This is a genomic window from Pseudahrensia aquimaris (genome assembly GCF_042676045.1).
Taxonomy (GTDB): domain Bacteria; phylum Pseudomonadota; class Alphaproteobacteria; order Rhizobiales; family Rhizobiaceae; genus Pseudahrensia; species Pseudahrensia aquimaris.
The window spans coordinates 324,736-343,602 of record NZ_JBHTJV010000009.1 but is presented as its reverse complement, the minus strand read 5'-3'; the positions used below and the strand labels follow the sequence as shown (position 1 = coordinate 343,602).

Genomic DNA, 18,867 nt, shown 5'->3' with positions numbered 1-18,867 from the left:
GGCCCAAGAGATACGCGCAGACCGGCTTGCAAACAAACGCGGAATGTTTCAGCTTCGCTTCAAATAATTTGAAGTGAAGCCCATGTCCCGCGCCATCCCACCCATGAATTCCGTTCGCGCTTTTGAAGCAGCCAGCCGCCACGGCCAGTTTCAGGAGGCTGCCGCCGAACTTGGGGTGACGCCTTCGGCCCTGTCGTATCAAATCCGGCAATTGGAAGAGCATCTGGGCGTTGCGCTGTTTGTGCGGGCCAATCGACATGTATCGCTGTCGCCGCGAGGCCAGGCGCTGGCGGTGGAAGTTCAAGCGGCGTTTCAGCAGATGGAGCGGGCCTTCGATGGTTTCCGGCAAGTCGAGGACGACGACACGCTGGTGATTTCCTGCGGCCCCGCCTTTTCCGCCAAATGGCTCGCGCCCCGTCTGCATTTCTTTCTGGAGGAAAACCCCGAACTGGATTTCCGCCTCTCGGCCACGACACGCCTGACAGATTTTGCCGCCGATGGTGTCGATGCGGCGGTGCGGTTCGGTGCGGGGGACTATCCGGGGCTCTATGTTGAGCCGTTGTTTGAAGAGACATCCATTCCGATGATTTCACCCTCCCTGTTTGAGCAACTCGGCGGCGTGGCGGATGAAGCGCTGTTTTCCAGAGTAAAGCTGATCCACGATGATTCGCTCGGCTTCCTCGCGCCGGAAGGCCACTGGCCGCGCTGGTTGTCCGCGATGGGCTATGGCGGTGTCGACCCCAAGCGCGGCTCAAGGTTTAGCCATGCGGACCATTGCATCGAAGCCGCGGTCGACGGCGCAGGCATTGTGATGGGGCGGCTGGGGTTTGCGTTCCGCGATCTCAAGGCCGGACGGCTCATGACGCCGTTCAAGCAGGCGGTCGCGTCCTTTGGCGGCTTCTATTTCTGCTGCCCACCCGCCGCGCTCGACAACGATAAGGTGCTGCGTTTCAAAGGCTGGCTGCGCGATGAGGCCGACGATCAGGCGGACGCGATCGACGCCTTCGTGAAAGACCACGGCATTGAGCGCATAGACGCCTAGTCCGGATCCACTTTCCCGCGCAGTTTCTTCACCGTGCCGCGTTTGGCCTTGCTTTCCAGTCGTCGCTTTTTTGAACCCAAAGTGGGCCGCGTCGGCCTGCGCTTGGGCGGCGGCGGCGCGGCGGCTTCTTCGATCAGCGCAACAAGGCGCTTGCGGGCATCATCGCGGTTTTTCTCCTGGCTGCGAAAGCGCGTGGCGGAAATGACGATATCGCCCTCCGCGTTCAACCGCTTGCCTGCGACCTGTTCGACCTTGGCGATGACCGGCCAAGGCAGGGTGGCGGCGCGGCGCGGGTTGTAGCGAAGCTGTACGCCGGTCGCCAATTTGTTGACGTTCTGGCCGCCCGGTCCGCCGGAATGGACAAACTTCTCTTCCAGATCGCTTTCCAGAATATAAGTCGCGTGTTTGATGGGGATGCGGGTTTCGGCCATGCCCCCTTTTAATGCGGCGGAACCGTTTGACAAATCCTGCAGCCTGACGCTGAATCGCGGCAACCAAAAACAAGCCCAAGGCACACGTATGGCCAAGATCGACAAGTCGCAGCTTCGCTCCAAACTCTGGTTCGCAAACCCGGACGATTTCGACATGACGGCGCTCTATATCGAGCGCTACATGAATTGGGGCATCACCCGCGAGGAGTTGCAATCGGGCAAGCCGATCATCGGCATCGCGCAGACGGGATCGGACCTTTCGCCCTGCAACCGCCATCACATCATTCTGGCCGAGCGCGTGCGCGAGGGCATTCGTGAAGCTGGCGGCATCGCGTTTGAGTTTCCCGTCCACCCGATTCAGGAAACCGGCAAGCGTCCCACCGCCAATCTCGACCGCAATCTGGCCTATCTGGGCTTGGTGGAAACCCTGTTCGGCTATCCAATCGACGGTGTGGTGCTGACCATCGGTTGCGACAAGACAACGCCTGCCTGCCTGATGGCTGCAGCGACGGCGAACATTCCCGCGATTGCGCTTTCCGTCGGGCCGATGTTGAACGGCTGGTACAAGGGACAGCGCACTGGCTCCGGCACGATCAAATGGCATGCGAAGAAAGAACTTTCGGCGGGCAATCTGTCCTACGAGGAATACACCGACATCGTGGCATCGTCTGCGCCCTCGCCCGGCTATTGCAACACGATGGGCACGGCCACGACCATGAACTCGCTTACCGAAGCTTTGGGCATGAGCCTGCCCGGTTCTGCCGCTATTCCTGCCGTCCATAAAGAGCGCGCCAACATGGCCTATTGGACCGGCAAGCGCATCGTCGACATGGTTTGGGACGATGTGAAACCCTCCGACATCATGACGCGCGAGGCGTTTGAAAATGCCATTGTCACCAATTCCGCCATCGGCGGCTCCACCAACGCGCCCATCCACCTGAAGGCCATCGCCAACCATCTGGGTGTGCAGCTCGACAATCAGGACTGGGAGGATTTGGGCTACGACATTCCGTTGATGCTCAACCTGCAACCGGCAGGCGAATATCTGGGCGAGGATTATCACCATGCGGGCGGCGTGCCCGCCATCGTCAATCAGCTGATGGAGAAGGGCAAACTGCCCCATCCCAATGCGATGACGGTCAACGGCAAGACGATTGGCGAGAATTGCGAGGGCGCTGAGGTGATGGATGACAAGGTCATCTGGCCCTACGACAAGCCCATGGTGCAAAGCGCGGGCTTCCTCAACCTGAAGGGCAATCTGTTCAGCACGGCGATCATGAAAACGTCCGTGATTTCCGACGAATTCCGTGAGCGGTATCTCTCCAACCCCGATGATCCCAACGCCTTTGAGGGCCGTGCGGTCGTGTTTGACGGGCGCGAGGACTATCACGCGCGGATCAACGACGAGAGCCTTGGCATCGACGAATACACGCTGCTGTTCATCCGTGGCGCTGGCCCGATTGGTTATCCCGGCGGCGCGGAAGTGGTGAACATGCAGCCACCCGATGCCCTGCTGAAGCGCGGCATCAACTCGCTGCCCTGCATCGGCGATGGCCGCCAGTCGGGCACGTCCGGCTCGCCGTCAATCCTGAACGCCTCTCCCGAAGCTGCTGTCGGCGGCGGGCTGGCGATTTTGCAAACCGGCGATCAAGTGCGCATCGATTTGAACAAGCGCGAAGCGAATATTCTGATTTCAGATGCGGAATTTGCCGAGCGTCAAAAGGCCGTGGATGCGCAACTGGCCAAGGGCCGCCTCGACTACGTCCCCGATCACCAAACCCCGTGGCAGGAAATCCAGCGCGGCATGGTCGATCAATTCGAAGAAGGCATGGTGCTGAAACCGGCCGTAAAATATAGGGACGTGGCGAAAATTGTTCCGAGGGATAATCACTAGGCTCCATCATGCATATCTTGGGAATAATTGTAGCGTTTCTCGGCGCGGCTGCTTTTTGGTGGTATCGGGTAAAAATCATCCGCGACGCCGGCTCGGAGGTTATTGATGCTGCTGGACGTATGAAGGGCAAATACCGCCGCAACAAAATTCGCACAGCCAACGAACAGTCGCCCATAACGGCGATTGATGATCCCATCACCAGCGCTGCGACACTGGTTTATATGATGTTGGAAAACGCTGAGACGACGCCAGCACAAGATAACTTCGTGCGCGGGCAATTTGACGGCTTTTCCGATGAAGTAACTGTCGACGAAGCGGTGGTTTATGGCCGCTGGGCGGCTCAACAGGGCATTGAGAAGCGCAAGGCGATCAAAATGCTTTGCAAGCAATTGAATGGGTGGCTTGATCTGTCGGAAAAGCTCGACATTGAGAAGATCATATCGACAGTTTCTCAATCGGATTTGTTCAACGTGTCTGAAACTTCCGTTCAATCCGCTCTTACGCGGTTGGGGCTGGTAGAATGAGCAACATCACCCCATTCGGCCCCACCTGTATTCTTGGAGAAGGCCCGCTTTGGCATCCTTTGCGGGAGCGGCTTTATTGGTTCGATATCATCAAGGGCGAGCTGTATTCGTCGAACAAGTTCGGCGGGCAGATGCGCCGATGGAACTTTGGCGAACCCGCGTCCGCCTGCGGATGGCTGGACGAGGACACGCTTGTCGTGGCCACCGCCAGCGGCTTGCAGAAATTCGACGTTGAGCAGGGCCACTGGGAAACGCTGGTCGACATGGAAGCCGATAACGAGACCACTCGTTCCAATGACGGACGGGTTGGCCCGGATGGCTCGTTCTGGATCGGCACGATGGGCCGGGCGCTGGAGCCAGCGGTCGGCGCTTATTACCGGTTGAAGCGCGGCAAGCTGGAATGCCTGTTCGACCGTGTTTCGATTCCCAACGCCACATGCTTTTCACCTAACGGCAAGACGGCCTATCTGGCCGACACGCGCAAACAGGTAATCTGGCGTTGGCCGCTCGATGACCACGGCAATCCGGTGGGCGAGCGGGAGGTTCACATCAATCTGCGGGACGAAAACCTCAACCCCGATGGCGCTGTCTGCGACGCGGAAGGCTATCTTTGGAACGCTCAATGGGGCGCGTCGCGGCTCGCTCGCTATGCGCCGGACGGGTCGCTTGATCGGGTGATTGATCTGCCCATCAGCCAGCCGACTTGCCCGGCCTTTGGCGGCGATGATCTTAGAACGCTCTACATGACCTCAGCCAGCGAAGGGCTTTCGAAGGAACAGCTGAGCGATCAGCCCGATGCGGGGCGGTGCTTTATGATGCAAGTGGACGTGCCGGGAGTGCGGGAACACCAGCTTATCGTGTAGCCTCATCCAGCTTTGTGGCGACCACGCTGGAGGCTTCCAGCGTTCTGTGGACGGGGCATTTATCGGCAATTTCCAAAATCTTCGCCTCCAGCCCATCGGGAAAGCCGCCTTCCACATGGATGATGCGTTCGAAACGATCCACACGGGTTTTCGATGCCTTGCGCGCGTCGTCGCATTCCACGCAATCCTGCGAATGAACCTTTGCGTGGGAGACCTGAACCGTGATCCGCCCCATCGCGATTTCCTTGCGCTCCAGATACATGCGCAATGTCATGGCCGTGCAGGCACCCAAGGCAGCGCCGAGGAAATCGTAGGGTGACGGGCCGGAATCGAGCCCGCCATAGCTGACGGGTTCATCGGCAAACAGGCGGTGCCGCCCCGCCAGAACGGTGTTTTGAAATTTACCCTCCCCCGTCTCCGCCACGACGATGTGCTCGACAGGTTCCCCCGCTTGGGGCGCATCATCCGGCAAGTATTTGCCCGCCCATCCCGCAATCACCGATGCCGCATAGGCCGCATCGCTCTCGCGGGTCAGCAGGTGGTCGGCGCGGTCAAGCGACACAAAACTCTTTGGATGGCGGGCGGCGGTGAAGATTTCCGTCGCGTTTTCCACGCCCACCGTGTTGTCGATGGGCGAGTGAAGAATCAGCAGCGGCTTGCGCAATGCCGCCACACGATCGGTGAGCGTTATGGAGCGCAGATCGTCGATGAACTGCTTCTCGATGGTAAAGTTGCGGCCCGCCAAATCGACCTGCGCTTTGCCGGCGCGTTCGATCTCGTCCAGCTTGGCACCGAGATTATGCACCACATGGTCGACACTCGACGGTGCGCCAATCGTCACGACCGCTTGCGCTTCGGGAATGTCTGCCGCCACAGCCAGCATGGCCGCGCCGCCGAGCGAATGGCCGATCAGCAGCGACGGTGCGGTGTGGTGCGTGCGCAGATAATCAGCAGCGATGCGCAGATCTTCCAGATTGGACGAAAAATTCGTGTGCGCGAATTCTCCCTTCGATGACCCCAGCCCCGTGAAATCAAACCGCAAGACGGCAATGCCCGCCCGCGCCAGTTCCGCCGCGATACGCCTCGCTGCCAGCAGGTCTTTGGAACAGGTGAAGCAATGGGCAAACAGGGCCGTCGCCCGCACCGGCCCCGCTGGCACATCAAGCCTTGCGGCCAATAAGTCACCGTTGTGACCGGGAAAAGAGGTTTTGATCGTCGTTGCGTCGAGTGCGGGCATGATGGCAATTCCAAAAAGAAGATGGCGAACCCTGCCATGGATCGGCGTTCACGCCAAAGTCACGAAATTGCGTTGGTTAATGGAAATTAACCCTGTTTGGTCACCGGTTGTTTACGAGTATCGGGTTATTAACCAGCAGGAATTTCCCGCAATTTTACTCAAACTTGTTCATACGGTGTTAACCTCCGTGGGCCGATGATGCACGCCTCAACACAGGAGGCTGTCATGAGAAGTGCCAACGCCCATTCGCTCAACGAAAAGACCGTGCCGATTTCGGATACGCTCTTTAACGAGCTCGTGCACGCCGAACCCATCGACGCGGTGGAAATCGCCCGTCAACTGCCATTGGAAAACCGCGCCCGTCTGGCGAAGTTTTGCTATCAGCGGCGTCATCTCAACAAACTGGCTCTGCTGATCGCATCAAGCTGTGATCGCATGACGCTGCGCCGCGCTTTTGGCACGGCTGGCGACATAATTTTTCAGCAATCGCGTAACGTGGAAGCCACGCTTGCCGAACAGCAGAAAGACAACAAAATCACGCTGGCACGTTCTGCCAATGTGGTGTCGCTGCGCCCGGTGATGGATGATGCTGACGAAAGCGGTGCCGACGAAGACAATGCCGACGGGGCTCAAGAAGCCTGAGCTGCTTGTTTGTCAATGATATGCCCTGCGGCCATCGCCGCACGGGTCAGGTCGTCTGCGATCGCCGCTTGAGCTGATTGACGTTGCGCAGGGTTATTCATGCGCAGCAGCGCTGACGGATGATTCGTCACAATCAGCTTGGCGCCATTCTCCAGCGGATGTACCGCGCCCCGAAGCGCACTTACCGAACCTGATTTGCCGGTGATGCCACGGATGGCAGACGCGCCAAGGGCGACAATAACCTTTGGCTTCACCAATTCAATTTCCTTTTGCAGCCAGAACCGGCACGCATCAATTTCGCCTGCACGCGGATTTTGGTGGATGCGCCGCTTGCCACGCGGTGTGAACTTGAAATGTTTGACGGCGTTGGTGATGTAAACATCGTCCACTGCCAGACCGATTTCTCCCATAATCTGCCGCAGCAATTGACCGGCGGGGCCGACGAAGGGCTTGCCTTCGAGGTCTTCGCGATCACCGGGTTGTTCGCCCACCAGCATGAGCGAAGCGCTATTCGGTCCGCGCCCCGCCACGGCTTGAGTTGCAGGCTGCCACAGCGGGCAAGCGCGGCAAGCCTTTAGCCCGGTACCAACATCATCCAGCGAGTTGATCGCTTCGGGCGTTTCATCGCGGACAGCTTGGTGCAGATGCACCATCATCTTGTCGTTGGGCACAGTCGGTTGCGCGTCGCGCATTGTGCGTTCGCGCTCTTGGGCTTTGGCGATGAGGCCGGGGATGAGTTCGGCTTCTGGGAGGTTTTTCCAATATTTCTTTGGCATTTCGGATTGCATGGCATCGACCTTTAGCCGCGCCGGATTGAAAATCGCCGCGTAGTAGGAGCGCCAATAATCCTCCAACGCATCATCATCGGGCGCATGAGACTTTGGAACGCCATCGGAGAAAGTCAGATTTTCGCCATCCCAGTGGGCGCAGCGTTCCGGCGTTAGGATGGACCAGTGCATCCCCGCAAAGCGGCGCATGAAGAACGGGGCTGTCAGGCGCACGATGTGATGGGTGGGCTCGAACCACGCAACGAATTGTTCAGTGCCTTCGGCAGTCTCACCAGTTTTGCGAAAACGGACGAAGGCTTTCATTTTGTGTCGGTCGCGGCTGACCTCTTTGGCCAGACGGCTGGCCTTGTGCACTTGCGCGTCAGCGCTTTGGCGCAGCAGAGACTTATCTTGCTGCAAACGGATGAGAAGATTGTAGAGCAGGTCGAAACGGGCATGGTCGCTGTGACAAACCACCATGCGGGCAAGATCAAGAAACGCTTTCGGCACCAGCGGCGCACGAACTTTCCGCGCAACAACGGGAGCGACAGCAACGTTCAGCGGGACGCCGTGATCGTCAAACAGCGAGCCGGTCTCGCCGCGCACGCTGAAGCGGATATCAGACGGCGGCAGCTGCGCCATCAACGCCACTTTGGCGCCCGCTCGCCAGCTTTCGAAATCGTCGGGCGCGTCGAGGAGGATCGTTTTCATAACGCTAGAAGAGGTCGAGTTGCTTGGGCTTTGGCTGGAACCGCGCGCGGAGGTTGGCGCTGTCGGTCAGCGCGCCGGGCTGCCAGTCGGCGGCGATGATGAAGGGCATGGCCTTGCGCACACCGTTGGACAGGCGGGTCAAATCTTGAAGTCGCAGCTTTGTATAGCGCCGCGCAGAAAGAATACGCGACACAGCCTTGGTGCCGATGCCCGGAATACGCAGCAGCAATTCGCGCGGGGCACGGTTCACATCGGCAGGGAACCAATGGCGGTTTGCCAAGGCCCAAGCGAGCTTGGGGTCGATGGCCAAATCAAGATTTCCGTCGGGCGTGGCGGACGTAATCTCACCCACATCGAAGCCGTAAAAGCGCAGCAGCCAATCGGCCTGATAGAGCCGGTGCTCGCGCATCAGCGGCGGTTTGATGAGCGGCAGGTTCTTGCTCGCATCTGGGATAGGAGAGAAGGCTGAATAATAGACGCGCTTTAAACCGTAGCCGGAATAAAGCGTGGATGAAGTGGTGAGCACATCGCTGTCGCGGGAATCATCGGCACCGACGATCATCTGAGTCGATTGTCCGGCGGGGGCGAATTTCGGCACCTTGCGGGTTTTCTTCCGCTCTTCCTTGTATTCATCCATGTTCAGTTTCAGCCGTGCCATGGTGCGCTTGATGCCCGGTGCATTCTTTTCCGGCGCAAGAGCCTCCAACCCCTGTTCGGTGGGCATTTCGATGTTGATCGACAGCCGGTCGGCATAAAGCCCGGCCTTGGCCAGCAGTTCGGGCGAGGCTTCGGGGATGGTTTTCAGGTGGATGTAACCGCGGAAATCGTGAACCACGCGCAATTGACGGGCCACTTCGACCACCTGTTCCATCGTATAGTCGGCGTTGCGCATGATGCCGGAGGAGAGGAACAGGCCTTCGATGTAATTGCGTTTGTAGAAGTCGAGCGTCAGCTGCACGACCTCTTCCACCGTGAACCGCGCCCGCTGAACGTTGGAGGAGATGCGGTTGACGCAATACAGGCAGTCATATTTGCAATAATTGGTCAGCAGCACTTTCAGCAGCGATATGCAGCGCCCGTCCGGCGCATAAGCGTGGCAAATGCCGGAACATTCGGTTGAACCAACTCCCTTGCCACCCACAGAGGAGCGGCGTTCCGAACCCGACGACGAGCATGAAGCATCGTACTTGGCTGCGTCTGCCAGCACTTCTAGTTTCTCGCGCACGCCCATTCGGCCACGCTTTTGCTCCGGCGCGGCGGGCGGGGCGGCTTTGGGTCTGGCAATGGTATCGAGCAGTGTGGTCATGGGACTTCCAAATTGTTCTTGATATGTTCTTATACGATTATTCCCACCGCGTCTTTTCAAAAACGACCAGACCTGCGAGAAAGTTGGTCGCACCTTCTTTTCAATGGACACAATTCATGTCGTTTATTTTCAGCCCGCCCGAAACTGTCAGCCTTCCGATCAGTGGTAGCGGCGACCGTTTTCCTATCCGCCGTGTCTTTTGCGTGGGTCGCAATTACGAAGATCACGTGGTTGAAATGGGCGGAGTGCCAGGACGTGAACCGCCGTTCTTCTTTGGCAAGCCTGCGGACGCTGTGCATCAGAACGATGAAATTGCCTATCCCAGCCATTGCGAAGATTTCCATCACGAGATGGAACTGGTGATCGCCATCGGCGAGGGCGGCACGGACATTCCGCTGGAGAAGGCCAACGACCACATTTTCGGCTATGCCGCAGGCGTCGATCTCACCCGCCGGGATTATCAGGCATGGGCCAAGAAAGCCGGTCGTCCTTGGACGATGGCAAAGGGATTTGACCATTCCGCACCGATCAGTGCGATCAAGCCTTCAAGCAAAATCGGCCATCCAGAACGGGGTCGCATGCATTTGACCGTCAATGGCGAGACCAAGCAGGACGGTGATCTGGGGCAGCAGATTTGGAAGGTGCCGGAAATCGTCTCCAACCTTTCCGAGTGGATTGAATTGAAAGCAGGCGATCTGATCATGACAGGCACGCCTGCTGGTGTTGGCCCGCTCGTTGCCGGAGACCGCGTTGAAGGTTCTATTGAGAACATCGGCGAATTGGCCTTCACCATTACGCCCGGCCCGTCTGCATGAGCAAAACGCCGCCAGACGATGCAATAGACTACCGCGCGTGGTCGCACAGGGCCGCCGATTGGGGGGCCGATTATCTCGATTCGCTGGCGGAACGACCCGTTCGCCCCAAGGTAAAGCCGGGAGCCATTGCCGCGCAAATTGGCGCGTCACCGCCAGACGGTGGCGAGTCGATGGATGCGATCTTTGACGATTTCGAGCGCATTATTCCCGGTGGCATGACCCATTGGCAGCATCCGCGCTTCTTTGCCTATTTCCAATCAAACGCTGCACCTGCCGCACAAATTGCTGAACAGCTTGCAACCGCTTTTGCCGCGCAATGCATGTTGTGGCAGACGTCTCCCGCCGCGACCGAACTGGAAGTGAAAATGGTGGACTGGCTACGCCAAGCGGTCGGCCTGCCGGATACATTCCAAGGCACGTTTCAGGACACCGCATCGTCCGCCACGCTCTGCGCTGTGTTGACGATGCGCGAAAAAGCGTTGGGCTTCACGGGCAATAAAGAAGGCTTGTTTGGCAAAAAACCGCTGCGGATATACGCATCTGGCCGCACCCATTCCTCCATCGACAAGGCGCTTTGGATTGCGGGGCTGGGGCAGGATAATCTCGTCAAAATTCCCACGCTGGATGGACCGTTGTTTCCGATGGACGCGGCGGCTTTGCGCCAAGCGATTGCAGCCGACCGCGCGGCAGGCATGCAGCCTGCAGGCATCGTCATGTGCGTTGGCGGCACGTCGGTTGGTGCGACTGACAATATCGCGGAAGTCTGCGCCATTGCGCGCGAAGAGGGCCTTTTCACCCATCTCGACGCCGCTTGGGCGGGATCAGCCATGATATGCGAGGAATTTCGCACGCTTTGGACGGGTGCCGAACATGCTGATTCCATCGTGCTCAACCCACACAAATGGCTCGGCACGCCGATGGAATGTTCGCTGCATCTGGTGCGCGATCCTGAAACGCTTGTGCGCACAATGGCGATCCAGCCGGAATATCTGAAGACCCACGGCAAGGACGGCATTGTCAATTTCTCCGAATGGTCGGTGCAATTGGGCCGCCGTTTCCGCGCGCTGAAAGTCTGGTTCCTGATCCGGGCTTATGGGCTGGATGGCCTGCGCCGCCGCATCCGCAACCATGTGACATGGGCGCAATCCCTGGCGGAACGGCTGCGCGGCGAGGCTGATTTCGAGATTTCGACCGAGCCGGTCCTGTCGCTCTTTTCCTTCCGCCACACGCCCGATGGCATCGCTGATCTGGACGCCCACAATCTGGCGCTGGTGAATGCGATCAACGACGATGGGCGCATTTATCTGACCCAAAGTGTCCATGAGGGCAAAACGGTCATCCGCTTCGTCGCTGGGCAATTTGACATGGCGGAAGAGGATATTCACATCGCATTTGATGCAATCACCGAAGTGGCCCGCTCCCTTGTCTAACCTCTCGACCGCCTCCATCACCGACCGTCTCAGCAGCCTGGGCGCGGAGCGTTGGCAGGTGCATTTCGATGCCCGTGCGCGGGCGCAGGCGGGTGAAGACATTATCGAACTCACGATTGGCGAGCCGGATGTGCCCGTATCGGCGCATCTCATCGCCAAGGCCCATGAAGCCATGCTGGCGGGCCGCACGCGCTATTCTGGTGGGCGGGGCGAGAAAGTGGCTTGCGAAGCCATCGCGGCCAAATACGCCAAGCGCACGCGCCGCGATATCACCGCCGCCAATGTTTTGACCCTGCCGGGAACCCAAGCTGCACTCAGTTTTGCCATGCTGGCCCTGGTGGAAGCGGGGGATGATGTTCTGGTGCCAGATCCCTATTACGCCACTTACGAAGGCACCGTGCGGGCAACGGGGGCCAATTTCGTGCCTGTGCCGATGAGCGCGGAGAACGGCTTTCGGTTGACGCCGGAGCAGGTCGAAGCTGCCATTACGCCGAACACGAAGGTGTTGCTGCTGAACTTTCCTCACAATCCCACAGGCGCAGTTTTGACGGCGGAGGAAATCGCCGCCATCGGCGCTGTCTGCGCCAAACACAATCTGTGGATCGTGTCCGACGAAGTCTACGAGCAACTCGTCTACGGCGTGCCGTTTGCTTCCGCTTTCGACAATCCTGATCTGGCGGAACGCACGATTGCCGTATCTTCCATTTCGAAATCCCACGCCGCACCGGGTTTCCGCTCCGGCTGGTGCGTGGGACCGGCATGGTTCACCGACGCGATGCAGGGCGTGTCGGAGAGTTTTCTGTTTGGCGGGCAACCCTTTATTGCGGATATGACCGTTGAAGCCCTGACCAAGCCTGACGATACGGCTGCTCGGATGTGCGAGAAGTACCAGCGCAGGATCGGGGTTTTGCTGGACGGGCTTTCGGGCTCCAACCGGGTCAAGCCGCTGGTTCCGAAATCCGGCATGTTCATGCTCGTTGATGTGGCGGCAACGGGCGTCAGCGGCGCGGAATTCTGCCGCCGCCTGCTTGATGAAAAAGCCGTTGCGACCATGCCTGGCTCGTCCTTCGGGGCGCAGGCGCACGATTACATTCGCCTCAGCCTGACCGTTGAAGACGAGAAACTCGTTCAAGCCGCCAAACGCATCGTCGAACTGGCCGAGGAAATCTGACCATGTGGCCCAAACCCACCAAACGGCTGAAGCTCGGTTTCGTCGGCGGCGGGCGCGGCGCGTTGGTTGGCGAATGGCACGCGATGGGTGCGCGCATGTCGAACCGCTGGGAAATCGTGGCGGGTGCGCTCTCCTCCAAGCCGGATATCGCAGCTGAGTCCGCCAAAGACTGGATGCTGGAGCGCAGCTACGACGATTTTGCCGTCATGGCAGCAGCAGAAGCCGCTCATCCGGACGGCATCGACGCGGTGGCGATCTGCACTCCCAACCATACCCATTTTACCATCGCCAAAGCCTTTCTCGAAAACGGCATTGGCGTGATTTGCGACAAGCCGATGGTCACGACGATGGACGAGGCCCGCGAACTTGTTTCGCTTGTGCAACAATCCGGCGTTTTCTTTGGCGTAACCTATACCTATTCCTTCCATTCCATGGTTCGCCAAATGAAAGCGATGGTCGCCAAAGGTATGATCGGCAAGGTACGCCAAGCCCATGTGGAGTACGTGCAGGATTGGGCCAGTGGCGCCAGCGACCCTGCAACCAAACAAGCCGCTTGGCGGCGCGATCCGGCTCTGGCGGGCCGTGCGTCGGTGACAGGCGACATTGGAACCCATGCGTTCCATCTCATCCATTTCGTGACTGGCGAACCGGTCAACGAAGTTTCCGCTCGGTTTCACATCTGTGGCGGAGCGGAGCGGATGGAGGATACGGCCTTCATGCAGCTCAAAATGGGCGCAGATATTCCGGCAACGCTTTGGTGTACCCAAGCCGCGCCCGGCAATGCCTGCGGCTTGCGCCTGCGCGTGTATGGCGAGAGCGGCGGACTGGAGTGGAACCAAGAGCATCCGGAAATCGTCCACCACACCCGGGTGGGCGAGCCAACGCAAATTCTCATGCGCGGCCACGGCAAGGGCATGTTGCCGGAGGCTGAACACATGATCCGCCTGCCGCGCGGCCATGCCGAGGGCGTGTCGGATGCGTGGTGCAGTCTCTACACCGAAATGGCGATTGCTCTGGAAGCGCATCGGGCGGGCGAGAGAGCCAATGTGATGGTGCCAGATGTGGTGGACGGTGCGCGGGGCGTTTTCTTCGTGGACGCGAGCGCCGATAGCGCCGAAGCCGATGGCGCTTGGCAGAAATGCTGGTTTGAGGGCTAAGCCTTAATCCCCGAACAGAATGTCCAAGATCGTGCGCTTCTTTGGTTCTGGAACGGTCGCCACCACCGTGTTGTCGGAATTGCCGCCATTCATCACCCGCTCGATGAAGCTGGGGCGCGGTTCACCTTCTTGCCACGGGCGGAAATCCGGCGTGGGCAGATTGGTCGGCAGGGTCGCCAGCAGATAGCCATCACCGGGCAGCAGCTTTTCTTCCAAGCCGTGATGGGCCGCACCCATGACCGCGGAAAACACCTGCGCGGGCAGGGAGCCGCCTGTCAGCTTTTTGGTCGGTGAATTGTCGTCATTGCCGAACCAAACGCCCGTCACGAAATGGGCCGTATGGCCGACAAACCATGCGTCGCGGAAGTTCTGGCTCGTGCCGGTTTTGCCGCCGACATGGTGGCCTTCCACGCGCGCGCTTTTGCCCGTGCCTTGGGTGACAACCTTGTGCAACATGGCGTTCATGTTGCCTAACACGCCGCTGTTGATGACGGGCGTTTTGGGCCGCTTGCCGCGCGAATAGAGCACCTTGCCGTCCGCGTCGGTGATCTTGGTGATGATATAGGGCTGCGCCTCAAAGCCGCCATTGGCATAGGGTGCATAGGCCGCGGTCATCTCCAGAAGCGAGACTTCTGATGTGCCCAGCGCAATCGATGCGTTGTGGGTCAGTTTTGAGCCGATCCCCATGCGGTTGGCGATTTGGGCCACCGCTTTGGAGCCCGTATCGCGCACCATTTTCACCGCGATAGTGTTCAATGACTGGGCAAATGCATCGTCAAGACGCACATCGCCGCGATAACGGCGGTCGTAATTTTCCGGGCTCCAATTGCCGATGCTGACCGGCTCATCTGTGAAGATGGAGGCCGGAATATAACCGCGCTCCAGCGCTGCCTGCCAAACGAAGGTCTTGAAAGCGGAACCGGGCTGACGTTTGGCATCGGTTGCGCGGTTGAACTGGCTCTCGCCATAGTTCCGCCCACCAATCAGGGCTCGGATGGCACCGTCGGGCGAAAGAGTGACCAGCGCGGCTTGGCTGACGCCTTTCTTTTTGCCGTGTTTGGCAAGCGCCTGCCCAACTTCCGCATGGGCCGCCGTCATCATGAAGGGCGACAGCGTGGTCTCAACCGTCACGTCCTTGTCGATTTCTCCAACCAGCGCAGTCACACGTTTCATGATCATGTCGGCTGCGAAATGTTCCGGGCCGGAGCGGTAATATTTGGTCGTAATCACCGGCGTTCCATCTTCGCGCACGGCGTCCGGCTCGACATAGCCTTCGCGCACCATGGCGTTAAGCACCACTTGCGCGCGGGATTTGGCAACGTCCGGGTTGGTGGCGGGAGAATAGCGCGAGGGCGCTTTCAAAAGACCCGCCAGCATGGCCGCTTCTTGCAGGCTCACCACGTTGGCCGATTTACCGAAGTAACGTCGTGCGGCGGAATCAACACCCCATGCGCCCGCGCCGAAATACACGCGGTTGAGATAGAGTTCGAGTATCTGGCTCTTGGAGAATTTGGCCTCCAGCCAGAAGGATATAATGAGCTCCTGAATCTTGCGCTCAAACGTGCGCTCAGGCTTCAAAAAGAGATTTTTTGCCAATTGCTGGGTGATCGTTGATCCGCCCTCGCGCATGCGGCCGGAAGCAACGTTGCGCACCATTGCGCGGGTGAAGCCGATCGGATCGAAGCCGAAATGATACTGGTAGCGGTGGTCTTCAATCGCGATCACCGCTTGGGGCAGCCATGGCGACATGTCTTCGATGCGCAACACATCGCCGCCTACACCCCGGTTGAGAATAAAAGCGCCGTCATCGGCAACGATACGTACATTGGGCGGACGTTCCGGCACTTCCCACGTGGCGGCGCTCGGCAATTTCGAGCCATACCACGCAAAAATCCCCAGAACGGCGATAAAGCCCCACAGGCCAAGGACCACGGACCAATAGGTCGCCCATTTGGTAAACCGCCAAGGCAGCGAACCTTTGCCCTTGGCTTGCTTTGCGTGCTTCTTTTTGCCGGGAACCGCAATTTCGGGCGCAGGGCCGCGTCCACCACTCATGGTGGGCTCAATGCGTTTTGCGTCTTTGGGACGTTTGCGCCAGGCCATATGTGCTCGATGTCGCTTTTTTTAAAACAAATGAACGGGACGGGTATCCCTAAAACTGTCTTCACCCTGCCACGCCAATTTTAACCGCTGGTAAAGGCAGGCGTTAACTTAAGCGGAAATATGGCTTCGGTTTGATGCTTTTGCGCAGATTTAGTGCAGATCAGTCCATCGCATCGTGGATGAGGTTTTCTGCGGCTTCAGCCAGCAGCGTCTCGTTCGCTTCACCCGGCACCGATTCCTTACCGATTTCCAGCATGATGGGGACGGCGAGCGGTGAGACTTGTTCCAGATCTTTGTGAACGATCTGCCCTCGAATTGAAGCGAGCAGATCGCCCAGCCGGTGAATATCCAGCAATCCAGTTGCCGCATCTTCGCGGGTTGCCTGCATCAAGATATGGTCCGGCTCGTGTTCGCGCAGCACGTCATAGATCAGATCGGTGGAAACGGTGACCTGCCGCCCCGACTTTTCCTTGCCCGGATGGTTCTTCTCGATCAGCCCCGCGATCAAGGCGCAGTGGCGGAAGGTGCGCTTGAGCATGAAGGAATCTTCCATCCACGTCTCCAGATCATCGCCCAGCATGTCTTCGTCAAACAGGCCTTCCAGCGTAAGTCGCCCGTCTTCGATCATTGCGCCCATATCGTCCAAGCCCCAGATGCAGATGCAATAATCGGTGGCGACAAAGCCCGTGGGGCGCGCGCGGGCACGCTCGAGGCGTTTGGTGAGCAACATGCCCAGCGATTGATGGGCCAGGCGACCAGCGAAGGAATAGGCAACGAAGTAGAACTTCTCGCCGCGCGGAAAGGTTTCCACCAACATCTGATCGCCACGCGGGATGACGGACTTTATCTTTTGCATCCGCAGCCATTCGGCCACTTGCGGAGGCAGTTCTTTCCACTTCGTCTCGTCGGCCATCATGGTGCGAATGTGGTCTGCGAGGTAGGTCGTAAGCGGGAATTTGGAGCCCGCATACATCGGCACCATAGGGTCTTTGGAAACCGTGGGGGTGACGATGGCTTCGTTCTCTCGGATACCCTCGAAGCGCACGATCTGGCCTGCGAACATGAACGTGTCGCCATAAACCATCTGTTCAAGAAAATACTCTTCCAGCTTGCCGATAACCCGCCCGCCGCGCGTCGCCATCAGCCCTTTGCTGTCGCGCTTGGCATGGCGCAACAGGCGCACGGTGAGCGAGGGTGCTTCATAGATGGTGCCCGCGTTAAGGCGGTATTGCTGGGCAAAGCGGGGATGGGTCAGTCGCCATGTGCCGTCCTCGGTGCGGCGGATTTTGGCGTAGCGTTCGTAGGTCTTCAGCGCGTAACCGCCAGTGGCCACAAAATGCACGGCGCGTTCGAACGTGTCCCAGTCAAGATCGGCATAGGGGGCGGCGGAGATGACTTCGTTGTAGAGATCGTCTTCGGAAAACGGCCCCGCGACCGCCATGCCCAAAATGTGCTGGCACAGAACATCCAAAGCGCCGGGGCGAAGGTCTGGCGTGTCTTGGTCGCCGAGATAATTGGCGTCCAGCGCGGCCTGACACTCCATCACCTCGAAGCGGTTTGCAGGCACCAAAACGGCACGGGATGGCTCGTCCATGCGGTGATTGGAGCGGCCAATGCGCTGGGCCAGTCGGCTCGCGCCCTTCGGTGCGCCGATGTGCAGAACCAGATCCACATCACCCCAATCAATGCCGAGGTCGAGCGTCGATGTGGCGACGACCGCACGCAATTTGTTGTCTGCCATCGCCGCTTCCACCCGCCTGCGTTGGGCAACGTCGAGCGAGCCGTGGTGCAGCGCGATGGGCAGATCATCTTCGTTGATGCGCCAAAGGTTCTGGAACAGAAACTCCGCCTGGCTGCGCGTGTTCACGAAGAGGATCGACGTGCGGTATTGCTTGATCACCTCGTAAACTTCGCCCACCGCATGGCGGGCTGAATGGCCGGACCATGGCAGGCGCTCTTGCGTGTCGAGAATGGTGATTTCCGGTTTTGCGCCGCCTTCCACCGTGATCAGTCCCGCTTCAAAGTCGCTGCGGGCTTGGCCGTCTTGGTTTTGCGCCACGAGCCACCGCTGCAAGTCTTGCGGCTGGGCGACGGTGGCGGAAAGCCCGATGGTGCGGACCTGCGGACACAATTTGCGCAACCGGGCGAGGCCGAGCGCCAGCAGGTGCCCGCGCTTGGATGTGACGAGCGAATGAAGTTCGTCAAAAATCACATAGGTAAGGCCGGAGAAGAAATGCGCCGCGTCCTTGTTAGCGATCAGCAGGGCAAGCTGCTCCGGCGTGGTGAGCAAAATGTCCGGCGGGTTTTGCTTTTGCCGCTGGCGACGGTGGGAAGGCGTGTCGCCGGTGCGGGCTTCAATGCGCACGGGCAAATCCATTTCATCCACCGGCATTTCCAGATTGCGCTTGATGTCCACCGCCAGCGCTTTCAGGGGCGAGATGTAGAGCGTGTGGACACCGCGATGAGCTTCGCCCGGTTTGCGCTTGGGGCGGGTGGCGAGATCGGTCAGCGAAGGTAGAAATCCAGCCAAGGTCTTGCCAGCGCCTGTGGGTGCGATGAGCAGGGTTGAATCGCCCTTTTGGGCGCGTGCCAGCAATTCGATCTGGTGAGCACGGGGCTGCCAGCCTTTTTGTGAAAACCAGTTGAGAAATGTGGACGGAAGGGTGGCAGAAACGGGCAACCCGTCTGCGTCATGCTGCGCAATACTCTGTCTTTCCATCGCCATGGCGAACAAGGTAAGGTTTCGCAACGGAAGCGTCGACTGGGAAAGACGA

General features: G+C 58.9%; 15 protein-coding genes. 9 read left to right on the top strand and 6 right to left on the bottom strand.

Going from position 1 to position 18,867, the window contains the following annotated elements:
* The first annotated feature begins 82 nt into the window (after positions 1 to 82).
* The gene (gene gcvA / locus ACFQ14_RS10435; RefSeq protein WP_377212672.1) at positions 83 to 1,042 is read left to right on the top strand and encodes a transcriptional regulator GcvA; all 960 of its coding nucleotides are present in this window, start codon (positions 83 to 85) and stop codon (positions 1,040 to 1,042) included.
* Here gcvA and arfB read toward each other — a convergent pair.
* On the bottom strand, positions 1,039 to 1,473 hold the full coding sequence (gene arfB, locus ACFQ14_RS10430) for an alternative ribosome rescue aminoacyl-tRNA hydrolase ArfB (protein ID WP_377212671.1): 435 nt from the start codon (positions 1,471 to 1,473) through the stop codon (positions 1,039 to 1,041). The two genes, gcvA and arfB, sit on opposite strands and share 4 nt — an antisense overlap.
* Before the next feature lie 88 nt (positions 1,474 to 1,561).
* Here arfB and ACFQ14_RS10425 point away from each other — a divergent pair, with 88 nt between their 5' ends.
* From ACFQ14_RS10425 to ACFQ14_RS10415, 3 genes are read left to right on the top strand one after another with little or no spacing between them, the layout of a single operon-like run.
* Positions 1,562 to 3,367, top strand: coding sequence for an IlvD/Edd family dehydratase (locus ACFQ14_RS10425; RefSeq protein WP_377212670.1), 1,806 nt, complete (start codon positions 1,562 to 1,564; stop codon positions 3,365 to 3,367).
* 8 nt (positions 3,368 to 3,375) lie between these two features.
* Complete coding sequence (locus ACFQ14_RS10420; RefSeq protein ID WP_377212669.1) at positions 3,376 to 3,891, top strand: hypothetical protein; 516 nt, start codon at positions 3,376 to 3,378, stop codon at positions 3,889 to 3,891.
* Positions 3,888 to 4,754 (top strand): SMP-30/gluconolactonase/LRE family protein, encoded by an 867-nt coding sequence (locus tag ACFQ14_RS10415; protein ID WP_377212668.1) that lies wholly within the window; start codon positions 3,888 to 3,890, stop codon positions 4,752 to 4,754. The genes ACFQ14_RS10420 and ACFQ14_RS10415 overlap by 4 nt, the downstream gene beginning before the upstream one ends.
* On the opposite strand, the gene ACFQ14_RS10410 is transcribed toward ACFQ14_RS10415, so the two are convergent.
* Positions 4,744 to 5,991 carry a bifunctional alpha/beta hydrolase/OsmC family protein gene (locus tag ACFQ14_RS10410; protein ID WP_377212667.1) on the bottom strand — a complete coding sequence of 416 codons (1,248 nt, stop codon included), beginning with the start codon at positions 5,989 to 5,991 and terminating at the stop codon, positions 4,744 to 4,746. The genes ACFQ14_RS10415 and ACFQ14_RS10410 overlap by 11 nt on opposite strands.
* Before the next feature lie 225 nt (positions 5,992 to 6,216).
* Between ACFQ14_RS10410 and ACFQ14_RS10405 the strand changes: the two genes are divergently transcribed.
* Positions 6,217 to 6,633 (top strand): hypothetical protein, encoded by a 417-nt coding sequence (locus ACFQ14_RS10405; protein WP_377212666.1) that lies wholly within the window; start codon positions 6,217 to 6,219, stop codon positions 6,631 to 6,633.
* Here ACFQ14_RS10405 and ACFQ14_RS10400 read toward each other — a convergent pair.
* Positions 6,621 to 8,111: a UdgX family uracil-DNA binding protein gene (locus ACFQ14_RS10400; RefSeq protein ID WP_377212665.1), complete on the bottom strand. Its 1,491-nt coding sequence runs from the start codon at positions 8,109 to 8,111 to the stop codon at positions 6,621 to 6,623. The genes ACFQ14_RS10405 and ACFQ14_RS10400 overlap by 13 nt on opposite strands.
* Before the next feature lie 4 nt (positions 8,112 to 8,115).
* The gene (locus ACFQ14_RS10395) at positions 8,116 to 9,342 is read right to left on the bottom strand and encodes a putative DNA modification/repair radical SAM protein (protein WP_377212951.1); all 1,227 of its coding nucleotides are present in this window, start codon (positions 9,340 to 9,342) and stop codon (positions 8,116 to 8,118) included.
* Positions 9,343 to 9,533: 191 nt separating this feature from the next.
* Here ACFQ14_RS10395 and ACFQ14_RS10390 point away from each other — a divergent pair, with 191 nt between their 5' ends.
* Genes ACFQ14_RS10390 through ACFQ14_RS10375 form a run of 4 tightly spaced genes read left to right on the top strand, consistent with a single transcriptional unit; the run spans position 9,534 to position 13,990 of the window.
* Complete coding sequence (locus ACFQ14_RS10390) at positions 9,534 to 10,232, top strand: fumarylacetoacetate hydrolase family protein (RefSeq protein ID WP_377212664.1); 699 nt, start codon at positions 9,534 to 9,536, stop codon at positions 10,230 to 10,232.
* Positions 10,229 to 11,662: a pyridoxal phosphate-dependent decarboxylase family protein gene (locus tag ACFQ14_RS10385; RefSeq protein WP_377212663.1), complete on the top strand. Its 1,434-nt coding sequence runs from the start codon at positions 10,229 to 10,231 to the stop codon at positions 11,660 to 11,662. The genes ACFQ14_RS10390 and ACFQ14_RS10385 overlap by 4 nt, the downstream gene beginning before the upstream one ends.
* Complete coding sequence (locus ACFQ14_RS10380) at positions 11,655 to 12,833, top strand: pyridoxal phosphate-dependent aminotransferase (protein WP_377212662.1); 1,179 nt, start codon at positions 11,655 to 11,657, stop codon at positions 12,831 to 12,833. Before ACFQ14_RS10385 ends, ACFQ14_RS10380 begins: the two co-directional genes overlap by 8 nt.
* 2 nt (positions 12,834 to 12,835) lie before the next feature.
* Positions 12,836 to 13,990, top strand: coding sequence for a Gfo/Idh/MocA family protein (locus ACFQ14_RS10375; protein ID WP_377212661.1), 1,155 nt, complete (start codon positions 12,836 to 12,838; stop codon positions 13,988 to 13,990).
* 3 nt (positions 13,991 to 13,993) lie between these two features.
* On the opposite strand, the gene ACFQ14_RS10370 is transcribed toward ACFQ14_RS10375, so the two are convergent.
* Positions 13,994 to 16,093 (bottom strand): transglycosylase domain-containing protein, encoded by a 2,100-nt coding sequence (locus ACFQ14_RS10370; RefSeq protein ID WP_377212660.1) that lies wholly within the window; start codon positions 16,091 to 16,093, stop codon positions 13,994 to 13,996.
* 160 nt (positions 16,094 to 16,253) lie between these two features.
* On the bottom strand, positions 16,254 to 18,812 hold the full coding sequence (locus ACFQ14_RS10365; protein ID WP_377212950.1) for a ligase-associated DNA damage response DEXH box helicase: 2,559 nt from the start codon (positions 18,810 to 18,812) through the stop codon (positions 16,254 to 16,256).
* Positions 18,813 to 18,867: the final 55 nt, after the last annotated feature.